This is a genomic window from Streptomyces sp. NPDC050422 (assembly GCF_044458665.1).
GTDB lineage: Bacteria > Actinomycetota > Actinomycetes > Streptomycetales > Streptomycetaceae > Streptomyces.
Genome location: NZ_JBITIE010000002.1, coordinates 139,900 through 161,158 on the forward strand (window position 1 = coordinate 139,900; position 21,259 = coordinate 161,158).

Sequence of the window (21,259 nt, forward strand, 5' to 3'; positions counted from 1 at the left end):
CAGCGTCCACGGCCCCCTGCCCAGCCGCTTCACGCGGCTATTCACCGGGCTTGATGAGATACCCGGCGCCCCGCCGGGTGTGGATCATCGGCGTCCGGCCGGCGTCGATCTTCTTGCGCAGGTACGAGATGTAGAGCTCGACGACGTTGGCCTGCCCGCCGAAGTCGTAGTTCCAGACCCGGTCCAGGATCTGCGCCTTGCTCAGCACCCGGCGCGGATTGCGCATCAGGAAGCGCAGCAGCTCGAACTCGGTCGCGGTGAGGTGGATGTTCGCACCGCCCCGGCTCACCTCGTGGCTGTCCTCGTCCAGCATCAGGTCGCCGACGACGAGCGTCGACTCGCTGCGTACCGCCGCCGTGCCGGACCGCCGGATCAGCCCGCGCAGCCGGGCGACGACCTCCTCCAGGGAGAACGGCTTGGTGACGTAGTCGTCGCCGCCGGCCGTGAGACCGGCGATCCGGTCCTCGACGGAGTCCCGCGCGGTCAGGAACAGCACGGGCACCTCGGAGAGTTCCCGGCGCAGTCTGCTGAGGACGGCGAGCCCGTCCATGTCGGGCAGCATCACGTCGAGGATCACCGCGTCGGGCCGGAACTCCCGGGCCGTCCGCAGGGCGCCCGCACCGTCGCCCGCGCTGCGCACCTCCCAGCCCTCGTAACGGAGCGCCATGGAGAGCAGCTCGGCCAGCGGGGCCTCGTCGTCCACGACCAGCACCCGGACGGGGGTCCGGTCCGGCCTGAGCAGTTCGGTACGCCCCTGGGGCGAGGTCGTCGTCGTCATGGACCCCACCCTGTGAGACGCCCCTGAGAGAGTTCTTTCCCGATTCTGTGAATTCCCTGAGAATGCGCGAGGGAGGCCCGGGGCAACAGCCGCCTCAGCAGTCGAAGAGCGCCTTCGCGTTGTCGTGGCAGACGGCCCGCAGCCAGTCGTCCCCGAGCTCCAGCCGCTCCAGGGCGTGCAGCTGGTGGGCGTACGGATACGGGATGTTCGGGAAGTCCGTCCCCAGCAGGATCCGGTCGCCGAGCGCCGCGAGCCGCCCCCGCTCCGTCGCCGGGAAGGGCGTGACCGCCTCCGTGAAGTCGGTGAACGCCATCGTCGTGTCGAGCCTCACCTCCCGGTACGTCTCCGCGAGCGTCAGGAACTCCGCGTACTCCGGCATCCCCATGTGCGCCACGATCAGCCGCAGCCGGGGGTGCCGGGCGAGCAGCCGGCCGACCGGTTCCGGTCCGGTGTGCAGGCCGGGCGCCGGCCCGGACCCGCAGTGCATCACGACGGGGATCCCGGCCTCGGCGAGCAGCCCCCACACCGGCTCCAGCAGCGGGTCGTTCGGGTCGTACGCCCCGACCTGGAGGTGCGACTTGAAGACGCGCGCCCCGGCCTCGACGGCCTCCGCCACGTACTTCTCGACGCCCTCCTCCGGGAAGAAGGTCGCGGTGTGCAGACAGTCGGGCACCCGGCCCGCGAAGTCGGCCGCCCAGCCGTTCAGCCAGGTCGCCATGGACGCCTTGTGCGGGTAGAGCATCGAGGTGAACCGGAGCACGCCGAACGACCGCAGCAGCGCGAGCCGTTCGTCCTCGTCCTGCCGGTAGGCGATCGGCCACTCCGTCCCGGTGAGCGGCCCGACCGAGTCGAAGTACGCCCAGACCTTGCGCAGCACCTGTTCCGGCATGAAATGCGTGTGGACGTCGATGATGCCGGGCAGCCCGAGCCGCTCCCTGAACCGCACCACGTCGTCGCGGTCGTCACTCATGCCGACGCTCATGCCGTCACTCATACAGCGCTCCCGTCCCTCGATGGCCTCCGACGATCTCAGAACAGCCCGTCCTGCGAAGCTCCGCCCCCCGTGGTGACGGTCGGCATGCTCACTCCGCTCCCCGCGGCCGCCGCCAGGTCCCAGCCGGTCATCAGCCGGGTGTCCACGACGACGACCCCGTCGCCGCCCGCGTCCAGATGCAGATCCGGCCCGGCCGCCGCAACGAGCCGCCCCGCGACCACGCCCCCGTCCACCAGCCCGGTCACCGCCCGCACCACCCCGCCCCGTCCACCGGTCCCGCCCGGCCCGTCGATCGCGAAGACGCCCGCGTGGTCGACCACCGCGAACGGCAGCCGCTCCAGCGCCTCCGGCCAGCCGCGCCCGTCGAGCGCCGCCGCCCGTCCGTACAGCTCCGCCACCTCTGCGGCCCGCACGGCCGGGCCCACAAGGTCCGCCCGTACCGCCCGCTTCCGCGCGTACGGAATCCGGTCCGGCACCCCGAGCGCGGCCCGCAGCACCTCCTCGGCCCGTCGCGCCGCCATCAACGGCCCGCGCCCCAGCCAGCTGAAGACCACCGCCCCCTGCTCCCGCAGCCGGGCGGCGCCCCGCTCCTCGGCGGTGATCCCGACCTTCACCAGGCCGGTCCCGAACCAGGCGAGATACACGCGGTACGTACGCGGGTCGTCGGGGATCGTGTCGGCGGCCACCGAGTGCGCCCGGTCCAGCCGCCCGCACTCCACGCACCGGGCGCCCGTGCTCCGCTCCGGGACCGGGACCGCCATCGGGCAGGCGTTCCCCCGCGCCCCGACGCAGATCCGCACCCCCGAGGCCCGGAACCCGAACTCCGTCCCGTACGCCAGGGCGCTCCCCCGCGTCTGCCGGCCCTTGCGCCACCCGAGGACGGGTCCGCCCCGCTCGTCGGGCCAGCGGAGGCCGGTGCACTGCCAGTTCATGCGCGAACTCCCGGGCTCCTGGACGTGGACACGGACGGATACGAACCCGCCATGGTCCCACACATGGCCCCCGGATGTGACCTGCGTCACACTGGAGGGGTGGCGGGTTCGGTCCCAGGATCCTTCAGAGGTGTTCCACCATGACCAGCATCGACAGCACTGCTCTCGACGGCCTGCGCACGACCTTGCGGGGGCCCGTCGTCACACCGGGGGACGCGGACTACGACGAGAGCCGAAGCCTCTACAACGCCATGATCGACCGGCGCCCCGCGGCCATCGCCTCGTGCACGGACGTGGCGGACGTGCGGGCCACCCTCGCCTTCGCCCAGGACACGGGGCTCGACCTGGCCGTACGCGGCGGCGGACACAGCGGGCCGGGCCTGTGCCTGGTCGAGGACGGGCTGACCCTCGACCTCTCCCCGATGCGCTCGGTGCGCGTCGACCCGGAAGCGCGGACGGCACAGGTGGGCGGGGGCGGCCAACTGGGCGACCTGGACCACGCCGCACACACCTTCGGCCTCGGCGTACCGGCCGGAATCATGTCGACCACGGGCGTGGGCGGCCTCACGCTGGGCGGCGGGCACGGCTATCTGACCCGCGCCTTCGGCCTCACGATCGACAGCCTGATCGCCGCGGACGTCGTCCTGGCCGACGGCACCTTCGTCACCGCCTCCGCGACGGAGCACGCCGACCTGTTCTGGGCGCTGCGGGGCGGCGGCGGCAACTTCGGCGTCGTCACCTCGTTCACCTACCGGCTGCACCCCGTGGACACGGTCGGGGTCGCGGTGACCGTGTGGCCGGTCGACCGCACCGCCGAGGTACTGCGCTGGTACCGCGACTTCCTGCCCGCCGCGCCGGACGACCTGTACGGCTTCTTCGCCCTCCTGACCGTCCCGCCCGGGCCCCCGTTCCCGGAGGAGATCCACGGACAGAAGATGTGCGGCGTCGTCTGGTGCTACACGGGCGACCCGGCCTCCGGCAGGCTTGAGGAGACGCTCTCGGCGGTCAACGACCCGGCGCCACCGGCCTTCCACTTCACCAGCCCCATGCCCTATCCCGTCCTCCAGACCATGTTCGACGGCCTGATCCCCAAGGGGCTGCAGTGGTACTGGCGCGGCGACTTCTTCGACGCGATCTCCGACGCGGCGATCGAGGTGCACCAGAAGTACGGCACCAACCTCCCCACCGGACTGTCGACCATGCACCTGTACCCGGTGGACGGAGCCGCCCACCGGGTCGCCCCCGACGCGACACCGTGGGCCTACCGGGACGCCACGTGGTCCGGCGTCATCGCCGGCATCGACCCCGATCCCGCCAACGCCGAGGTGATCCGCCAGTGGTGCGTCGACTACTGGACCGAGCTGCATCCGCACTCGATGGGCGGCGCCTACGTCAACTTCCTCGGGGAGGCGGAGACTTCGGACCGTGTCCGGTCGGCCTACCGCACCACGTACGACCGCCTGGCCGCGGCCAAGCGCACCTACGACCCGGACAACTTCTTCCGCGCCAACCAGAACATCACGCCGGCCGCCGCGTGAAACGGCGGCGGCCACCGCAACCGACGCCCTGCGGGCACCGCGGGCGCTAGGATCCGGGCCATGGCCTTGACCGTGCAGGACGTGGAACGGTTCGAGGCCTCCCGGCCACGCCTGGAGGCCATCGCGTACCGCCTCCTCGGCTCCGCGAGCGAGGCCGAGGACGCCGTACAGGACACGTTCCTGCGCTGGCAGGGCGCCGACGCCGACCGGATCGAGGTCCTCGAGGCCTGGCTGACGAAGGTCCTCACCAACCTGTGCCTCAACCAGCTCACCTCGGCCCGCGCCCGGCGCGAGACCTATGTGGGCCAGTGGCTCCCCGAGCCGCTGCTCGCCGGGGACCCGATGCTCGGCCCCGCCGACACCGTCGAGCAGCGCGACTCCCTCTCGTACGCCGTTCTCGCCCTCATGGAGCGGCTCTCGCCCAACGAGCGGGCGGTGTACGTCCTGCGGGAGGCCTTCGGGCACCCGCACCGCGAGATCGCCGAGATCCTCGATATCAGCGAGGCCGCCGCCCAGCAGGTCTTCCACCGCGCCAAGAAGCACATCGCGGACGGCAGGACCCGCACCGAGATCGACGAGGCCGCCGCCCGGCGGGTCATCGAGGAGTTCCTCGCGGCAGCCACCAGCGGCCGGACCGAGCCGCTCGTGCGGCTGCTCACCCAGGACGCCATCGCGGTCGGCGACGGCGGCGGCAAGTTCCCCGCCCGGGCCAAGGCGTTCGAAGGCGCGCTCGCGGTGGCGACGTTCATGCGCGGCCTCTTCAAACCCGGGAAGGCCCAGCGCGCCCTCGCGGGCGGTTCGCCCGGGATCCACGTCACGGCCGCCAACGGCGCCCCCGCCGTCGTGGTGGTCGTCGACGGCCGGGTCATCGGCGTCATGTGCCTGGAGGTCACCGGCGAGGGCATCGCCGGGATCCGCAGCCAGGTCAACCCCGACAAGCTCGAACGCGCGACCCGGCGGTGGTCCGCCTCCGGCCACGGGGAACCCCTGTTCAGGCCCTTCTGACGGTCGAGTGACCTGGATCACATTCCCCACCTGTCAGGAATCGGCGGGCTGCCCGGTTCAAGGGGCGAACCCGCGCGAGACAGGAGCAGGGAAATGCAGCAGCAGCACCGCATCATCGTCCTCGGAGCCGGCTACTCGGGCGCCAGCGCCGCCGGCCGCCTTGCCAAGCGACTGCGCCGCGAAGACGTGGCCATCACCCTCGTCAACACCGAATCCGACTTCGTCGAGCGCGTCCGGATGCACCAGCTGGCCGTCGGCCAGGACCTCACGCCCAGGCCCTTCGGCACGATGTTCGCGGGCACCGGTGTCGCGCTGACGTACGCGAAGGTCACCAGCGTCGACGCCGACCGCAAAGCCGTCGCCGTGGTGGACACGGAGGGCGAGCGGGAGCTCTCGTACGACACCCTCGTGTACTCCCTCGGCAGCGGCTGGAACAGCCAGGGCGTCCCCGGCACCGACGAGCACGCCCACGAGATCGCCGGCCGCCCCGGAGCCCTCCGGCTGCGCGAGCGCCTGGCCGCCCTGACCGCCGGGCAGCCGGTGGTCGTCGTCGGCGGCGGCCTCACCGGTCTGGAGGCAGCGACCGAGGTCGCCGAGGCCCGTCCGGACCTCGACGTCGCCCTCGCCGCCCGCGGGGAGCTCGCCGACTGGCTCTCGCCCAAGGGCCGCCGGCACGTGCGGAAGGTCTTCGGCGGGCTCGGCATCACCGTGCACGAGCACAGCGCGGTCACCGGCGTGACGCCCGACCGCGTCACCACCGCCGACGGCGCGTCCCTCCCGGCAGCGGTCACCGTGTGGACGACCGGCTTCGCGGTCCACCCGATCGCGCGGGCCACCACCCTGGAGGTCTCCGAGACGGGCCAGATCATCGTCGACGGGACCATGCGGTCGGTCTCCCACCCCGACGTGTACGCCATCGGCGACGCGGCCCTGGCCATGGGCCCGGGCGACAAGCCGCTGCGGATGTCGTGCGCCTCGGGCGTCCCCGCCGCCTGGCAGGCGGCCGACGCCCTCGCGGCACGCCTGACCGGCACGAAGGTGCCGAAGACCCCGCTCCGCTACTTCAACCAGTGCATCTCGCTGGGCCGCAGGGACGGGCTCATCCAGTACGTCACCGCCGACGACCGCGCCGTCCGGGCGGCCCTGACCGGGCGCCTCGCCGCCTTCTACAAGGAGCTGGTCTGCAAGGGCGCGGCCTGGGGCGTCGCCCACCCCACGCTCGCCGTCCCGGCCAGGCGCCGCCCGGTCGTCCGGCCGGAGCCCCGGACGGCACCGGTCGCCGCAGCACCGGCCCCCGCCGCCGAGCGCGGCTGACCCCGTTCGTTCAGAGCAGGCGTTCGGGGAGCGGGCCCGCGCTGGGGGTGCGGGCCCGGACACCGTCCCGGGTGACGAACTCGACGTCGCCCACGGCGGCGTCCGTGACCTCCCCGACGACGGCGGCGTGCCGGCCGTACGGGTGCGCGCGCAGGGCGGCCAGGACCTGCGGAGTACGTTCCGGGGGGACGAACAGGCACAGGCAGCCCGCACAGGCCGCGTCCAGCGGCGCGAGGCCGCGGGTGGCGAGGGCCACCCGGGCCTCGTACCGCACGGGCAGGGCGTCCTCGTCGACGCGCAGGGTCAGCCCGCGGCCGGCGGCGCACTGACGCAGGACCTCCGCGAGGCCGCCGTCGGCCACCGGACGGGCGTGGCGGATGTCGGCGCGCACGGCACGCAGGAGGCCGGCGAGGGGGGCGCAGTCGCTGGGCACGTGGTGTTCGTAGCCGAGACCGTCGCGCAGGGAGACCAGGTGGGCCGCGTGACTGCCCAGCGGACCGGTGACGACGATGCTGTCGCCGGGGCGGACGGCGTCCAGGTCGAGGGGGCGCCCGGCGCGCTCGCCGAACGCGGTCGCGGTGAGGAAGACCCGGTCGGCCTCGCCCGCGCGGACGACCTTGGTGTCCACGGCGGCGACCGTGACCCCGGCCTCGGCGGCGGCGGCACGCACCGAGGCGGTCAGCCGGTGCACCAGGTCGAGCGGCAGTCCGGCCTCCAGCACGATGCCGAGGGCGAGGTGGCGGGGTTCGGCTCCGGTGGCGGCCAGTTCGTTGACGGCGCCGCAGACCGCGACCCGCCCGATGTCGCCGTTGCCGAAGAAGGGCGGGTCGACGACGTACGTCCCGGTGCGGACGACTACGGCGGGGTCCGGGGCGAGGGCCCGGGTGACCAGTTCGCGTGCCTCCGGGCCGAACCCGACCTGGGACGTGCCCCAGCTCCCCGTGTACGTCACGCAAGCCACCCCCCGATGCCCACGGATCATGATCGTGCCCTCATCATCCTTCGGGAGCGTGGCCCCGCATACCCGTGTCCACGTCCGCGCCGCTGATCAGGGGGGAGTAGGGGCGGTCGTACGAGCGCAGCAGCAGGACGGCCAGGGCGGCGGCCAGGGCGGGGAGTGCTCCGAAGCCCGCCAGGATGCCGGCCCGGGCGGTCGCGGTCTGCTCGGCGGCGTGACCGGTGCCGGAGGAGACGTATCCGGTCAGCTGGAGGACCAGGCCGTAGAGGAAGGGGCCCAGCGCCACGCCGAGGCCCTCGGCGGTGGTGAAGACCCCGGAGAGGACGCCGCCGCGATGGCGGCCGGTGCGGGCGGTGTCGCGGGCGATGCAGTCCGGCAGCATCGCGTACAGGAAGAGGAGCTGGCCCGCGTGTCCGGTGCCGGCCAGCGCCATGCTGAGCAGCACCACGCCCTCGGGCAGGACCGGGGACGCGAGGAAGAGCAGACAGCCCGCGGCGAACAGGGTGGTGGCGACGGTGTATCCGCGGGGGCCTCGCAGCCGCGACCACAGGGGCATGGTCAGGAGGTTGGGGGCGACGAACGCGGCCACGAGGGCGCCGACCCCGGAGGAGTCGTGGAGGATGTGCCGGGCGAAGTACGGGGCGCCCGCGAGGAGGACGCCGGTGGCGACGGACTGGGCGACCACGCAGCGGAGCAGGGCCATGAACGGCGGGTTGGCGCGGGCGGCGGCGAACTGCGCGCGCAGGGTGGGCTCGTCGGCGGGGACGTGGGTGGTGCCGGGTGCCGTGCGGGCCGTGCGGGCCGTGCTGCCTGCCGTGCCGGGTGCCGTGCGGGCAGTGCTGCCTGCCGTGCGGGCCGTTCCGGGTGCCGTGCGGGCCGTTCCGGGTGCCGTGCCGGCCGTGCTGCCTGCCGTGCGGGCCGTGCCGGGTTCCGTGCCGGCCGTGCCGGGTTCCGTGCCGGCCGTGCCGGGTTCCGTGCCGGCCGTGCCGGGTTCCGTGCCGGCCGTTCCGGGTTCCGTGCCGGCCGTGCCGGGTTCCGTGCCGGCCGTGCCGGGTTCCGTGCCGGCCGTGCCGGGTTCCGTGCCGGCCGTGCCGGGTTCCGTGCCGGCCGTGCCGGCGAACACCCAGAGGGCGCCGAGGGCGATGAACGTCGCGCCGAACAGGCCGGCCCAGCGGTGCCCCACGAGCCCGCCCCCGCCCGCGTCGACGAGGACCGGGGAGAGCGCGCCGGTGACCAGGGCCGCGACGCCGATGACGGCGACCCGGCCGGCGACCAGCCGCACCCGGTCCGCCTCGCGGTCGACGAGCTCGGCGGGCATCGCGGCGTACGGCACCTGGAAGAAGGCGAAGGCCGTCGCGGTGAGCAGGTATCCGGCCGCGGTGAGCCAGGCACCAGCGGACCCGGGCAGCAGGCCCGAGAAGGTCAGCGCGAAGGCCAGGGCCATGGCGAGCCCGCCCCCGAGCACGTAAGGGCGGCGGGAGCCCCAGCGGGTCCTCGTACGGTCGCTGGCGCGGCCGACGAGCGGGTTGATAACGGCGTCCCACGCCTTGGGCACGAAGACGATCGCCCCGGCCAGCGCCGCGCCGACGCCCAGGGTGTCCGTCAGGTAGGGGAGCAGCAACAGCCCCGGCAGAGTGGTGAACGTGCCGGTGACGAGCGCCCCGGAGGCATAGCCGAGCCGCAGCCGGCGCGTCGGCCCGCCGGCGCGCGCCGGGCCGGGGGCGCCGGGCGGGGCGGGCCGGTCGCCGTCGGTGTCCGAGATGGCCATCGGGGTGTTCTCCCTCCGGAAGTCCCGCCGGGGGTGTCTCCGGGGCGGGGCTGTCGGGGGGAAGCATGACCGCGCGCGCATGGATGCCGCTTAAGGCCGGCCGGCGGATCGGGGTCGGACAGGGCGCGGCGTCCGGTGCGGTACATCGCAAGGCGCCGGAGCGTCCTCATGGCGGAGCTGTGCGGGCGTTTCGGCAACGCGGCGAGGTGCCGTGCCGGACGCCGTGACCCCGGCCATGATCCGCCGGCCGGCCTCGGGGCCGGCCGGCGCACCCGCGACGCACCTTCCTGCCATGCACGTTGTGGCCAACGGGGACGGGTGGCTGGGGCTTGTCAGGGCGCTTCACCATGTGCCGAGAGAAGGGGAGGGACATGACAGTCGACAACCGCACGACCTCGGCTCCCGTCATCCACGGACGTGCGACAGCGGCCTCGGCGGCCGCTGGGGTCGCACAGCACCTGATCCACCGGCCGTCCGCGCGGTCCTACTACGCCCTCGACGCGCCCAGTCCGGGCGAGGAGCACTTCACCCTCGTCGGCGAGACCCCTGTCGCTCACCCGCTCTTCAACGACGGCCCCGGTCACTTCCACGACCTCCAGATCGCGACCGGAACCGTCCGCGAGGTCGGTGAACTCGTCGGGCACCGCTACTTCGGCGTGCCCGAGGACCGGCCCGGGCTCTTCTACCGGTTCGCGCTCGACCTCACCGATCTCTCCGCCTGGCGTACGGATCCCCCGGGCGGCCGGCCCGTGACCATGGAGACGCGGATCAGAGCCCGGCCCGCGAACGTGGTCGCCGAGGTGCCGCGCGGGCTCGACTTCCATCTGGACGTGCAGATCGACGGCCGCTCCTGCGCCATCGGGTCCGCCGGCATGGTCTTCCTCATGCCGAAGCTGTACCGCAAGCACGTGGCGCACGCCCGGGAGGCGATGCGCGCCGTGCCGGAACTCGGCGACGCACCGGACAGGCCGCCGCGCCCGGCCGACGCCAACGAGGTGAGCCGCCGCGCCGAGGGCAACGTCGTCATCAGCGAGCCCACCGACGCCTCCCGCGGCCGGATCAGCACCTGGGTACTGTCCGCGCCGGTCAGCCCCGTGTTCGACGACGTGGACGGGGGCCGGGACGGACAGTTCTCGGGGCTGCATCTGCTGGAGGCGCTGCGCCAGAGCTCGCTGCTCACCGCGGGCCGCGCACACGGGCTGGAAGCGGCCCGGAGCACGCTGGGGGCCTGCCAGGTGCACTTTCGCGGGCAGGCGGCCCGCGATCTGCCGCTGCGCTGTGTGGCGGTGGCGGGTCCACTGGGCCGGGACGCCGAGGGCCGGCCGACGGTGCCGGTCACGCTGACGCTGACGCAGCAGCGGTGGGCGGTCGCCGAGGCCCGTACCACCGTGGTTCAGGACTACTGAGCGGATGGGCTCGGTGCGCTTCGGGATTCTGGGCCCCCTGGAGGTCAGCGGCGGTGTCCCGCAGGCCGCCAAGCTGCGCGGTGTCCTCGGGACGCTGCTGGTCCGGGCGAACGAGGTCGTGTCGGTGGACAGCCTCGTCGACGAGCTGTGGCCGGACTCCCCTCCGCGCACGGCCACGACGACGCTCCAGGTGTACGTGTCCCACCTGCGCAAGTCGCTGCGCGGCGCCGATCCGCAGAACGGCGGGGAGGTTCTGGTGACCCGCCGCCCGGGCTACCTGCTGCGGGTCGCACCCGACGAGCTCGACAGCACGGCCTTCGAGGAGCTGTCCCGGCTCGGCCACCAGGCCTCGCTGGACGCGGACTTCGCCACCGCGGCCGCGCACCAGCGGAACGCGCTCGCCCTGTGGCGGGGGCCCCTGCTGTCCGACATCCCGCACGGGCCGCTGATGGACGGCGCGGCCGTCCGCCTGGCCGAAACGCGCACCACGGCGCTCGACGAACGGGTCCGGGCCGAGCTGCACCTGGGGATGCACCGCGAACTCGTCGCGGAACTACATGAGCTGGCGGCCGAGTACCCGCTGCGCGAGGAGTTCCACGCCCATCTGATGGTGGCGCTGTACCGGTGCGGACGGCAGGCGGAGGCGCTGCGCGTGTACGCGCGGCTGCGGCAGACCCTGGTGGAGGAGCTCGGCATCGAACCGGGCCCGAGGTCCCGCCGGCTCCAGCGGCTCATCCTGGAGGGCGACCGCGAACTGGCCCGGCCCGGGGCGGCCGAGCGGCTCACCGGCAGCGGCGGCGGAAGGCGCGGCGAGGACGCGCTGCCGGCCACCGACCCGTGGTTCACCGGCCGGGCGGACGAACTCGCCGTGCTGGAACGCCTGCTGCGCGGCGCACCGGAGGCGGGCGGCGACCTCGTCGCCGTGACGGGCATGCCGGGCACCGGGAAGACGGCGCTGGCGGTCGAGGCCGCGCACCGGGTGTCCGACGCCTTCCCCGGCGGCGCACACTTCCTGGATGTGTCGGGCGGCGGGCGCCCGCCCCTGCCGGCCGCCGCCCGGGACCGGCGGGCCCTGCTGGTCGTGGACGGGGTGACCTCCGAGGCCCAGATACGGCCCCTGCTGCCACTGGGACATGCCGTGCTGCTCACCGCCTGCCGGGTACCGGCCGGACTTCCGGGGCTGCGCACCGTGCTCCTGGGCCCCTGGCGCCCCGAGGAGTCACATCAACTCGCCCGCCTCTTCGAGGGATACGGCGACGACCGCGCCGGCAACCGCGTCGAACCCGGCACGGTCACGGCCGTGGCCGAGCTCTGCGGGTGGCTCCCGCTCGCCGTACGGGCCGCCGCCGCCCAGCTCGCGGCCCGGCCGCACTGGACCCCGGCCGCTCTCGCCGCCCGGCTGCGCGCGGAGGACGGCCGGCTCGACGCGCTGCGCACCGGTGACATGGACGTGCGGGCCCGGCTCATGACGGCGTACGAGGCCTGCCCGGCCGACCGGCGGCGGGAGTTCCGCCTGCTGTCCCTCCTGCCGCCGGGCCGCTTCGGCGCCCCGCAGGCCGCTGCCGCCCTGGACGTCACCGGTGCGGGGGCGCTCACCGCGCTCGAAGCGCTGGCCGACGCCCGGCTGGTGGAGGCGGACCAGGACGGCTGGCGGCTCCCGGAGCTGTTGCGGCTGCTGGCCGCGGAACGGCTGGCCCGGGAGGAGGACCCGCAGGCGGTGCGGGCGGCGGCGTACCGCGTGTGCCGTGCGTACGCGCAGGCCGCGGCGGAGCCCCGCCGTGCCTCCGGGCCCGACGGCCCCGGCCTCGCCCGGTTGGCGCGCACCGCGTACGACGCCGGGCTGTGGGAGCTCACGGTGCGGCTCACGGACGGGCTCGCCCGCTGTACGCAGGAGGACGCGCAGGCCGAGGAGGCCTGCTACGCCCTGGCCCTGGACGCCGCCCGCCGGTGCGCGGACCGCTCCGCCCAGGCCCGGATGCTGCGTCTCCTCGCGGAACTCGCCTCGCGCTACCGGCGGTTGGAGCAGGCCCGGGAGCTCCTCGGGCAGGCCCTGGAGCTTGCCGAGGAGGCCGGCGACGAGGACGGGACGAACCACGCGCTGGTGGGCCTGGCCGAGCTGCTGCTGGACGGTGGGGCAGCCGGTGCGGCGGCCGAGCTGCTGGAACCGGCCCTGGCCGCGCTGTCCGCGCCCGGTCACGCGCGGGGCCACTACGAGGCGAGCCGGGCCCGGGCCCTGGTGGCGCTGGCCCAGGAGGGCCCCGGGGCGGCCCGGTTCTGGTTCGGCGAGTGCCTCCGGCTGGCGGGCACGCTGGACGACCCCCGGCTCCAGATGTACGCCAGGCGCTCCCTGCGGGCGCTCGACACCGGCGCCGCCGCGGCCGCCACCGCCGGCCGGGGCGGGGCGGGTTTCGGGGCCGTGGAGATACGGCCCGGCCTCTGGCGGATCCACCGGGGCGGGCCCTTCGCCGGGCCGCCCCCGATCTACGGAGAACCATGTCGGTAGCGCTCGGCCCGGATACGGAGCTCGTCGGCAGGGAACTCGAGGCCGCCACGCTGCGGGAGCGGCTGCGGCAGCACCCGGTGCGGCTGGTGACGCTGACCGGACGGGCCGGCGTGGGCAAGACCCGGCTGGCGCGGGAGGTCGTCCGGGAGCTCGGCGCGGAGTTCGACCGGGTGGAGGTGCTCGACGCGGCGGCACCGGGCGAGTCCGGACGCGACGCGATGCGGGCGCTCGTCCACCGGCTCACCGACGCCCCGCAGCCCGCGCCGGGGGACGCCGGCAGCCTTCGGCCCGCACCGGGGGACGCCGGCCTCCCTCGTCCCGCGCCGGGGGCCACCGGCGGGCGGATCCTCCTGTTGCTCGACGGCTGCGACCACGAGGCGCGCCGCACCGCTGCCGAGACCGCCGTCGCGCTCGCCGCCGACCCGCGCGTGGTGGTGCTGGCCACCGCCGTGGAACCGCTCGGCGTCTACGGCGAACAGCTGCTGCCCCTCACCCCTCTGCCCGTGCCGGGCGACGGCGAGGGCGACGAGCCGCACGAGGTGGCCTCCGTGGCCCTGTTCGTGCGCCGGGCCCGGGACGCCGATCCGTCCTTCGCGCTGACCCTGGAGAACAGCGCGGCCGTCACGGAGATCTGCACCCTCCTCGGCGGCCTGCCGCTCGCTCTCGAACTCGCCGCGCAACGCCTTCGGTTGCTGCCTCCGCACCTGCTCGCCGCCCGGCTGCGCGGCCGTACGACCGTCCTCGCGGGCGGCCCGGTCGACGCACCCGGGCGGCACCGCTCGCTCGCCGCGCTCGCCGAGTGGAGCTGTCGCGGCCTGGCCCCCGCGGCCCGCGCCCTGCTGGGGAGGCTCGCGGTGTACGAGCCGGGCTTCGGCCTGGCCGCCGCGGGACTCGCCGACGAGGAGGGGCTCGAACCGCTGATGGATCGCGGGCTGCTCGTCGTGGCCGCCGAGGAGCGGGGCGAGCTGCGGCTGGCCGTGCCCGAACCCGTCCGGTCCTACGCGCGCACCGGCCCGGCCGGGGCGGACGGCGGCGGCGCGGTGCTCGACGCGCACGCGGAGCGGTACCGCCGGCTGGTGGCCGCCGCACTGCCCGGACTCACGGGGACCGGCCAGGACCGGCTGCTGCGGGAGTCGGCGGCGGAGAGCCCGAACGTGCTCGCGGCCCTGCGGAGGCTCCACGAGCAGGGCGACGGCGAGGCGGCCGCCGCGATGGTGCTGGGCTGCCGGCTGCCGTGGCTGGCGCAGGGGCGGCTGCGCGAGGGCCTGGAATGGTGCGACCAGGTGGACGGGGACAGGGGGCAGCAGCTCCCGGACTCCCTGCGGGCCAGGCTGGCCGACCTGTCCGGGGTGTTCGCGCTCGCGCTGGGCGATCCGCAGGAGGCCGCACGCCGGCACAGGCGTGCGCTGGCGCTCGGCAAGAGCGTGGGGGACCGCCGGCAGAACGCGCTCGCCTCCGTCGGACTGGGCACGGCCCTGCTGAGGTCCGGTGACGCCTCGGGGGCACGGAGCGTGCTGGTGACCGCGCTCAGCGCGCTGTCCGCGATGGGCGTCACCGGCGGCGCGGCCGAGGCGGCGGTCTCGCTCGCCGGCGCCCTGCACGCCGAGGGCGACCGCCGCCAGGCGCTGGGGTCGCTGGACCGGGCCGAGGAGACCTTCCGCCGGATCAGGGACGGGCGCGGGCTGGCCGGCGCCCTGAGGGCCGGGGCCGCGATGGCGCTGGAGGGTGACGAGCCCGCGCGGGCCGAGGCGGCGGTGCGGGAGGCGCTGCGGCTGTACGAGGCCATCGACGAGCGCACCGAACTCCCCGGCGTGCTCGAAGAGTTCGCGCTCCTTCTGTTCCGTACCCAGCCCGCGCAGCGGCCGCGCACGGTACGGCTGCTGGCGGCGGCGGACGTCCTGCGCCGCAGGACCGGCGCCGAGGTCCCGCAGGAGTGGCGCTCGAAGGCCGAACAGACCCGTACGGAGCTGGGCTCCCGGCTGGACTGGCCCGACTTCGCCACCGCGTGGGCGGAGGGCGTGCGGATGTCCGCGGCGACGGCGGTGACCGAGGCGCTGTCGGCGCCCGCCCCCTCGCGCCGCCCGGTGGCCGGTTCGGCGACCGAGGACCGGTCCCTCACGCCGCGCCAGGCACAGGTGGCGCTCCTGGTGGCCGAAGGGCTCACCAACCGCCATATCGCGGCCCGGCTCGACATCTCGGAATGGACCGTGGTCAACCATGTCCGCCAGGTGATGCGGCGGCTGGGATGCACCTCGCGGGTGCAGGTGGCCGGGGCGGTGGGACGGTGGGCCTGACCCACGGCACGGGGACCGCGGAGCGCCGCATCCTGGAGCTGACCGCGCCCGCCGACGTCACCGGCCGGTTCCGGGCGGCCGGGTGGTGGCGGGCGGGGACGTTCCTCGACGACCTCTACCGCACGGCGGCCGGTACGCCGGAGCGGCCCGCCATCGTCTCGGAGCGCCTGCTGCGCCCGGCAGGCCGCAGCCGCGTCGTCCTGACGTACGGACAGCTCGCCCTGTACACCGACCGGTTCGCGGCCGCTCTGGTCTCGCTCGGGGTGGCGCCCGGCGATCCGGTGGCCTACCAGTTGCCGAACTGGTGGGAGACGACGGCCCTCACCCTGGCCTGCCTGCGTGCCGGAGCGGTCGCCGTGCCCGTACTGCCGACCGTACGGTCCCACGGACTGCGGCGGATCCTGGACGGCACCCGGGCACGGGTGTGCGTGGTGCCGGACGCGTGGGAGGGCTTCGCGCATGCCGAGGCGCTCGCGGAACTCGCCCCGGAACTGCCGTGGTTGCGACATCGGGTGGTGCTGGGCGACGCGGCGGCGACCGGGGCGGTCGACTTCACGGAGTACTTCGCGCGCACCGCGCACGAACGGACCGGGGCGGGCCGGCGGGCCAGGCCGCTGCCGGGGCAGGCCGACCGGCCTTCGGTCCTGATCAGCGTCATGGGGCTGCGCGACTCCTACACCTCGGTGCTGCACTCCCCCGACACGCTGTACGCCAACATCTCCGCCCAGGACCATCCGGACGGCCCGGGCCGGCGGCACGGCGAGGTGTTCCTCAGCACGCTGCCACTGACCTCGCTGGCCTCGCTGATCTACTCCGTGTGCTGGCCGCTGGCGGTCGGCGGGACGGGCGTCTACCAGGACGTCTGGGATCCCCGCCGGTGTCTGGACCTGATGGCGGAGGCAGGGGTCGACCAGGTGTACGCGGAACCCGCCTACTTCGCGGAACTCCTCACCGCACAGCGGCACCGGCCGCGGGAGCTGAACCGGCTGCGGCTGGTCCTCTCGGGCGGGCGCACCAGCACTCCGGAGCCGCTCGCCGCGGAGCTGCGGGAGGTGTTCGGGGTGCCGGTGCTGTCCGCGTGGGGGGCGCCGGAGCTGGGGATGGGCGCACTGTCGGCGTCCGGGGGCGCCCGGCTGCTGCGCGGTCTGGAGGTGTCCGCCCACGACGGTTCGGCCGCCGCCCCGCTCCGGGTCCGCGGGCCCTCCGTGGCCCTGGCCACCTGGCGGCACGGCTCCTCGGCGCCGGTGTCCACCTGGGAGGACGGGGACGGCTGGCTGGACACCGGTGACCTCGCCGCGGCCGCGCCCGGGGGCGGGATCCGGGTGCTGGCCAGGGCGGGGACGCGGACCGGCGCGATCTTCATGGTGCCGGTCGCGGAGGTGGAGGAGGGCCTCGTTGCCCACCCCCGGGTGGGGGAGGCGGCGGTGGTCGCCTACACCGATCCGGTCCACGGGGAGCTGCCGTGCGCGGTGGTGGTGCCGACCGCGTGGGACCGGCCGCCCGGCCCGGCCGAGCTGCGTGAGCACCTCACCGCGCTGGGGATCGCGGAGGCGTTCCTGCCGACACGGCTGGAGATCGTCGGAGCCCTCCCCCGCGACGAGCACGGCCGGCTCCGCCGCGCCGCCCTGCGCAGCTGGCTGCTCCGCCTCCACCCGGGCAGCCCCCGGCCGGCCCCGTAGACGTCAGTGTTCGCAGCCGGCCACCCGGCGGGCGAAGGCGCGCAGTTCCGTGCGCCAGCCGGGCGCGACGGGCGCGGTCGCCACCGCGGTGTCGGCCCGGTCGAGAAGTCCGGCGATGGTCTCCTCGGCGCTCTCGCGGGCCTGTGCGTCGAAGAAGATGTCCCGGAGGAACTGGGCGTCGCCGTCGAAGCCCGGGCCGCCGCGCAGGAATCCGCGCAGCCGCCAGGCCCCGTGCACGGCGCGCGCGTACTCCTCGTACGGATCGCGCAGGTCCTCCCGGCCCGCGAGCGCGGCGCCGATCAGCAGGGCGTGGCGCAGCCCGTACCAGCCCGCGCCGCAGCCGCTGCCGCAGCCGTCGAGGCACTGGCCCGGCCAGGCGTCGTCGAGGTACTCGGTCGCCGCGGCGGCTTCCGCGTGCGCCCCGATGGCCCGTTCCGTGCGCAGCCCGTCCCACAACTCCCAGGCGCTGTCCGGCAGCCGGGCCGCGAAGCGGTCCCCGTACGCGACGGCCAGATCGCCCGCGAGGACCGCGGTGCCCTCGCCGAAGCGGCGCGACTCGCCGCTCCAGCCGTTGCGCTCGTGCTCGGCGGCGTGGCTGATGTGCAGGGTGGGGATGCCGCGGCGCAGGCTCGCGTTCTTGCGGACGTCGTCCCGGATCATCAGGCAGGTGTCGAGGAGTTCGAGCGCGACGCACGCGGACACGACGTCCTCCCCGGCCGGGTCGCCGCCCGCCGCGAGGTACCCGGTGAGGCAGATGACCGGATGGGCCCGCTCGGCGCCGGCCTGCACCAGTTCGGCCACACCCGCCACCAGTACGGCGCTGCGTGGATCGGACGTGCGACGGCTGCGGCCCTCCTCGGCGAACAGGTGGGCGAGTCTCTCCTCGACCCGGTCGAGGACGGCATCGCGCACCCGGTCGGGTGTCGCCGCGTTCCCCGGCGGGTCGTGCGTGGGTGTGGTGGTCATGGCGCCCTCCCTGGTGGGCTACGGCCTCAGGACCGACCTTCCAGGACGCCGCACGCGCTGAACCATCCGGACGGGCCGGCGCGGGCGGGCGCGGCAAAGGAGGGCATTCGGGCTGCCAGTTGCCTGCCATGGCCGGGCGGAACCGGCCGGGGCTTGCCATGACCTTGCTACGCGAAGCCGGAGACCTTCAGAGGGTCCGGCAATCGGGGGGCGGCGTCGCGGGGCTGGGCACGCGCCTCCACCCACCCCCCACTTGCCGGACCCTCTCAGATGAACTCGGCGACCCCCAGGTGGAAATCGACCGGGAGGGCCTGGCGGCCGGGGATCTCCAGCTTGCGGTAGACGCGGGTGAGGTGCTGCTCGACCGTGCTCACCGTGATGTACAGCTTCTGCGCGATCTCCCGGTTGGTGTGGCCGTGCACGGCGAGCAGCGCGACCCGCTTCTCCGACTCGCTGAGGCTCGCCACGAGGTCGGCGTGCGGTGCCCCGGCGTCCGAGGCCGTCTCCGGGGCCTCGCCGGTGTGACCGGGGAGGATCGTGACGCACAGTGCCTCGGCCCCGCACTCCTTCGCCACGTGCCAGGCCCTGCGGTTGACCATGGCCGCGCGGGCCGGTTCGCCCAGGACGCGCAGGACCTGGCCGAAGTCACTCATCGCGCGGGCCAGTTCGTACTGGTCGCCGGAGCGGTGCAGGTCGTCCACGGCCTTGGTGAGCATCATCTGCCGCTCCTTCGGCTCGCGCAGGGAGGCCCGCAGGCGCAGTGACATTCCGCGCACCCAGGGGTCGTTGGCGTCGCGGGTGGTCAGCTGGTCGGCCAGGAATCGGTCGGCCTGGTGGGTCTCGCCGAGCCTGAGCAGTGCCTCCGCCGCATCGGCCCGCCAGGGCAGGACCCGTGGACGGTCCAGACCCCAGCGCTTCATGTGGCGGCCGATGTCGAGGAAGTCCCCCAGGGCCGCGTGGAAGTGACTGGTCGCCAGGGAGTAGTGGCCCCGGGCGCGCAGGTACGCCAGTCCGTGGACGCTGCCCGTCAGCCGGTCGGGGACGGGCCGGCTCAGTACGGCGGCCGCCGCCTCGGGGCGGCCCATGGCGGTGAACGCCCGGACCAGGGTCGCTGTGAGGGCGCACAGCTGGACGCCGCCGCCCCGGGCGGGTACCGCGCGCAGGGCCGCCTCGGCCGTGGCGACGGCCCCGGTGAGATCGCCCAGGCGCAGCCGGGCCTCGGCGAGGAGTCCGGCGAAGGCGGCCTGCCAGCCGGTGGCGCGGCGGGCCGCCGCCTGGTCGGCGAACGCCTCGCACCAGGGCAGTACCCGCTCGGCGCCGTCCAGGTGGAGCAGGGTGCGCAGGGCCTGCATGGTCGGTTCGACCATGCCTTCGGCCAGGGTCACGCCCCGCAGGAAGAGTTCGGCGGCCTGCGCGGCGGCCCCCTCGTCGGCCTCGGCGGGAAGGGCCCACAGGGCGGCGGGGTGGATGGCTCCGCGCGCGGCGCGGCCCGCCGGGTATCCGCCGGGCTCGGCGGTGGTGCAGCCGCGGCCTGCGGCTCCCCACCGGGGGAACGCCGAGAGGCCGTCGAGCGGGTCGTCGCCGGGGATGTCCCCGTGTCTTCGCCCGGCGGCTCCGGGGTGACGGCCCTCGCCGGCCGCGAGCCGCTCCAGCACCTCCGTCGACTCGTCGATGCGGCCCTGCGCGGCCAGCGCCCGGGCGAGCGGTCCGAGGGCGCGCGGCTCCAGCAGGCCGTCGGCGAGGGCGGCGAGGGGTTCGGCCAGGTGGCGCTCGGCGGCGGCCGGGTCGGTGCGTCCGGTGACGACGCTGAGCCTGACGCTCACATCGGTGCGGTGGGCCTCGTCGGTGCACGTCTCCCGGGCGAGCCGCAGCAGGGCGGCCGCCTGGTCGAGGGCGGCGTCGGCCGCGTGCTGGTCGGCCGCGGAGCGCAGGACGGGCAGCGCCCAGTCCTCGGCGGTGTGCCGTGCGGCGAGGAGCTGGGCCGCGACGGCGGTGTCGGGGGCTCCCGCGGCGCGGGCCAGCAGGGCGGCCTCCCGGTGCAGGGCCCGGCGGGCGTCCGCTTCCATTCCTTCGAGTACGGCGGCCCGCGCGGCCGGGTGGCAGAAGCCCTGTCCGCGCCCGGCCGGGAGCAGGCCCGCGGCTTCGAGGGCGGCCAGGGCCCGGGCGGCGGCGGGTTCGGTGGCTCCGGCGAGCCGCGCGACATGACCGGCACTCGCCAGGGGGCCGAGCACGGCGATGGCCTCGGTCAGCCCCGTGGTGGCGGATCCGCAGCGGTGCAGGCAGGCGAGTACGGCCTGGGTGTAGGCCTCCCCGGGCAGGGCCCCGGGGTCCTGGAGCAGGGCCCGCAGCAGCAGCGGGTTGCCTCCGCTGGCCCGGTGCAGCCGGCCGGTCTCCGCCTCGCCGCGGTCGGGCAGCATCGCCCGGACCGCCTCGGGCGTGAGGCGTTCCAGCCGCAGGCGTACGAAGTGGGGCAGCCGCAGCAGTTCGGTGCGCAGCAGCGGATCGTCCCCGTGTTCGTGGACGGACTCGGTGAGGACGAGCAGCACCTTGGCCTGCCGGGTGCCGCGGGTGAGGTGCAGCAGATAGCGGCTGGAGAGCTCGTCGACGTGGTGCAGGTCGTCCACGCAGATCACCACCGGTGCGACGGTGCTCAGCTCACGGACGGCCGAGGCGAACTGCCGCATGGCCCCGACCCGGCCCGCCTCGTCGGGCGAGGGCGGGACGGCCGGCAGTGCGCCGGCCGGGGCGTCCGCGGTCAGCTGGCGCAGCACGCCCAGCGGGTGCCGCCGTTCGTCGGCGGTGCCCATGCCCCGCAGCACGATCGCGCCGCGCTTCTCCGCATTCACGGCCACGGTTTCGAGGAACTCGCTCTTCCCGCAGCCGACCGCACTTTCGACAAGAATTAATCCAGAATTCCCTTCTTCGCAGCCTTCGATCAGCCTTTCCAGAAGAGAGAGTTCCTCCGCGCGACGGAACAACACCATGAGATCCCCCAGTGCCCGCTTTCCGCGCGCTCGAAAAAAGGGAACGCGAATCGGATTCAGGACCGATCGAGCAGTGCTTGAAAAGCGGTCCGGACTCACTCTAGAGGCCCGTTCCCCTTCTGCCCGGTGGCCGGAACCTG

At 75.0% G+C, this 21,259-nt stretch carries 14 protein-coding genes; 7 read left to right on the plus strand and 7 right to left on the minus strand.

Annotation, left to right across the window (positions count from 1 at the left end; genetic code table 11):
- Positions 1–37: 37 nt before the first annotated feature.
- The 3 genes from ACIBJG_RS03590 to ACIBJG_RS03600 form a co-directional block, all read right to left on the minus strand.
- Positions 38–778 (minus strand): response regulator transcription factor, encoded by a 741-nt coding sequence (locus tag ACIBJG_RS03590; protein ID WP_399303499.1) that lies wholly within the window; start codon positions 776–778, stop codon positions 38–40.
- A 94-nt stretch (positions 779–872) separates the two neighbouring features.
- Positions 873–1,748, minus strand: a complete 876-nt coding sequence (locus tag ACIBJG_RS03595) for an amidohydrolase family protein (RefSeq protein WP_399303859.1) — start codon at positions 1,746–1,748, stop codon at positions 873–875.
- A gap of 59 nt (positions 1,749–1,807) precedes the next feature.
- A complete protein-coding gene (locus ACIBJG_RS03600) occupies positions 1,808–2,704 on the minus strand; it encodes a DUF2797 domain-containing protein (protein ID WP_399303501.1) in 897 nt (298 codons plus the stop codon).
- A gap of 140 nt (positions 2,705–2,844) precedes the next feature.
- Between ACIBJG_RS03600 and ACIBJG_RS03605 the strand changes: the two genes are divergently transcribed.
- The 3 genes from ACIBJG_RS03605 (at position 2,845) to ACIBJG_RS03615 (ending at position 6,561) form a co-directional block, all read left to right on the plus strand.
- A complete protein-coding gene (locus ACIBJG_RS03605) occupies positions 2,845–4,242 on the plus strand; it encodes an FAD-binding oxidoreductase (protein ID WP_399303503.1) in 1,398 nt (465 codons plus the stop codon).
- A 60-nt stretch (positions 4,243–4,302) separates the two neighbouring features.
- Positions 4,303–5,247: an RNA polymerase sigma-70 factor gene (locus ACIBJG_RS03610; RefSeq protein WP_399303505.1), complete on the plus strand. Its 945-nt coding sequence runs from the start codon at positions 4,303–4,305 to the stop codon at positions 5,245–5,247.
- A 93-nt stretch (positions 5,248–5,340) separates the two neighbouring features.
- Entirely contained in the window at positions 5,341–6,561 is a 1,221-nt protein-coding gene (locus ACIBJG_RS03615) for an NAD(P)/FAD-dependent oxidoreductase (RefSeq protein ID WP_399303507.1), read from the plus strand.
- Positions 6,562–6,571: 10 nt separating this feature from the next.
- Here ACIBJG_RS03615 and ACIBJG_RS03620 read toward each other — a convergent pair whose 3' ends face one another.
- Both ACIBJG_RS03620 and ACIBJG_RS03625 read right to left on the minus strand, forming a co-directional pair.
- Positions 6,572–7,513 (minus strand): AIR synthase-related protein, encoded by a 942-nt coding sequence (locus ACIBJG_RS03620; RefSeq protein ID WP_399303509.1) that lies wholly within the window; start codon positions 7,511–7,513, stop codon positions 6,572–6,574.
- Between the two features lie 43 nt (positions 7,514–7,556).
- A complete protein-coding gene (locus tag ACIBJG_RS03625; RefSeq protein WP_399303511.1) occupies positions 7,557–9,287 on the minus strand; it encodes an MFS transporter in 1,731 nt (576 codons plus the stop codon).
- 371 nt (positions 9,288–9,658) lie between these two features.
- Here ACIBJG_RS03625 and ACIBJG_RS03630 point away from each other — a divergent pair, with 371 nt between their 5' ends.
- The 4 genes from ACIBJG_RS03630 to ACIBJG_RS03645 are packed head-to-tail and all read left to right on the plus strand — an operon-like array spanning position 9,659 to position 17,169.
- Positions 9,659–10,693, plus strand: coding sequence for an AfsA-related hotdog domain-containing protein (locus tag ACIBJG_RS03630; protein WP_399303513.1), 1,035 nt, complete (start codon positions 9,659–9,661; stop codon positions 10,691–10,693).
- Between the two features lie 4 nt (positions 10,694–10,697).
- Positions 10,698–13,196 carry a BTAD domain-containing putative transcriptional regulator gene (locus tag ACIBJG_RS03635; RefSeq protein WP_399303516.1) on the plus strand — a complete coding sequence of 833 codons (2,499 nt, stop codon included), beginning with the start codon at positions 10,698–10,700 and terminating at the stop codon, positions 13,194–13,196.
- A complete protein-coding gene (locus ACIBJG_RS03640; protein ID WP_399303518.1) occupies positions 13,187–15,490 on the plus strand; it encodes an ATP-binding protein in 2,304 nt (767 codons plus the stop codon). The genes ACIBJG_RS03635 and ACIBJG_RS03640 overlap by 10 nt, the downstream gene beginning before the upstream one ends.
- Positions 15,481–17,169, plus strand: coding sequence for an AMP-binding protein (locus ACIBJG_RS03645; protein ID WP_399303520.1), 1,689 nt, complete (start codon positions 15,481–15,483; stop codon positions 17,167–17,169). The genes ACIBJG_RS03640 and ACIBJG_RS03645 overlap by 10 nt, the downstream gene beginning before the upstream one ends.
- A gap of 3 nt (positions 17,170–17,172) precedes the next feature.
- Here ACIBJG_RS03645 and ACIBJG_RS03650 read toward each other — a convergent pair whose 3' ends face one another.
- Both ACIBJG_RS03650 and ACIBJG_RS03655 read right to left on the minus strand, forming a co-directional pair.
- Positions 17,173–18,135 carry a polyprenyl synthetase family protein gene (locus tag ACIBJG_RS03650; protein WP_399303522.1) on the minus strand — a complete coding sequence of 321 codons (963 nt, stop codon included), beginning with the start codon at positions 18,133–18,135 and terminating at the stop codon, positions 17,173–17,175.
- Positions 18,136–18,401: 266 nt separating this feature from the next.
- Complete coding sequence (locus ACIBJG_RS03655) at positions 18,402–21,119, minus strand: AAA family ATPase (protein WP_399303524.1); 2,718 nt, start codon at positions 21,117–21,119, stop codon at positions 18,402–18,404.
- Positions 21,120–21,259 lie beyond the last annotated feature (140 nt).

Excerpts from the sequence above, each read along its gene's own strand:
- ACIBJG_RS03625 (WP_399303511.1), bottom strand. The coding sequence starts at position 9,287 with ATGGCCATCTCGGACACCGACGGCGACCGGCCCGCCCCGCCCGGCGCC.
- ACIBJG_RS03630 (WP_399303513.1), top strand. The coding sequence starts at position 9,659 with ATGACAGTCGACAACCGCACGACCTCGGCTCCCGTCATCCACGGACGT.
- ACIBJG_RS03605 (WP_399303503.1), top strand. The coding sequence starts at position 2,845 with ATGACCAGCATCGACAGCACTGCTCTCGACGGCCTGCGCACGACCTTG.
- ACIBJG_RS03595 (WP_399303859.1), bottom strand. The coding sequence starts at position 1,748 with ATGAGTGACGACCGCGACGACGTGGTGCGGTTCAGGGAGCGGCTCGGG.
- ACIBJG_RS03650 (WP_399303522.1), bottom strand. The coding sequence starts at position 18,135 with ATGACCACCACACCCACGCACGACCCGCCGGGGAACGCGGCGACACCC.
- ACIBJG_RS03600 (WP_399303501.1), bottom strand. The coding sequence starts at position 2,704 with ATGAACTGGCAGTGCACCGGCCTCCGCTGGCCCGACGAGCGGGGCGGA.
- ACIBJG_RS03610 (WP_399303505.1), top strand. The coding sequence starts at position 4,303 with ATGGCCTTGACCGTGCAGGACGTGGAACGGTTCGAGGCCTCCCGGCCA.
- ACIBJG_RS03655 (WP_399303524.1), bottom strand. The coding sequence starts at position 21,119 with ATGGTGTTGTTCCGTCGCGCGGAGGAACTCTCTCTTCTGGAAAGGCTG.
- ACIBJG_RS03640 (WP_399303518.1), top strand. The coding sequence starts at position 13,187 with ATGTCGGTAGCGCTCGGCCCGGATACGGAGCTCGTCGGCAGGGAACTC.
- ACIBJG_RS03635 (WP_399303516.1), top strand. The coding sequence starts at position 10,698 with ATGGGCTCGGTGCGCTTCGGGATTCTGGGCCCCCTGGAGGTCAGCGGC.
- ACIBJG_RS03615 (WP_399303507.1), top strand. The coding sequence starts at position 5,341 with ATGCAGCAGCAGCACCGCATCATCGTCCTCGGAGCCGGCTACTCGGGC.
- ACIBJG_RS03590 (WP_399303499.1), bottom strand. The coding sequence starts at position 778 with ATGACGACGACGACCTCGCCCCAGGGGCGTACCGAACTGCTCAGGCCG.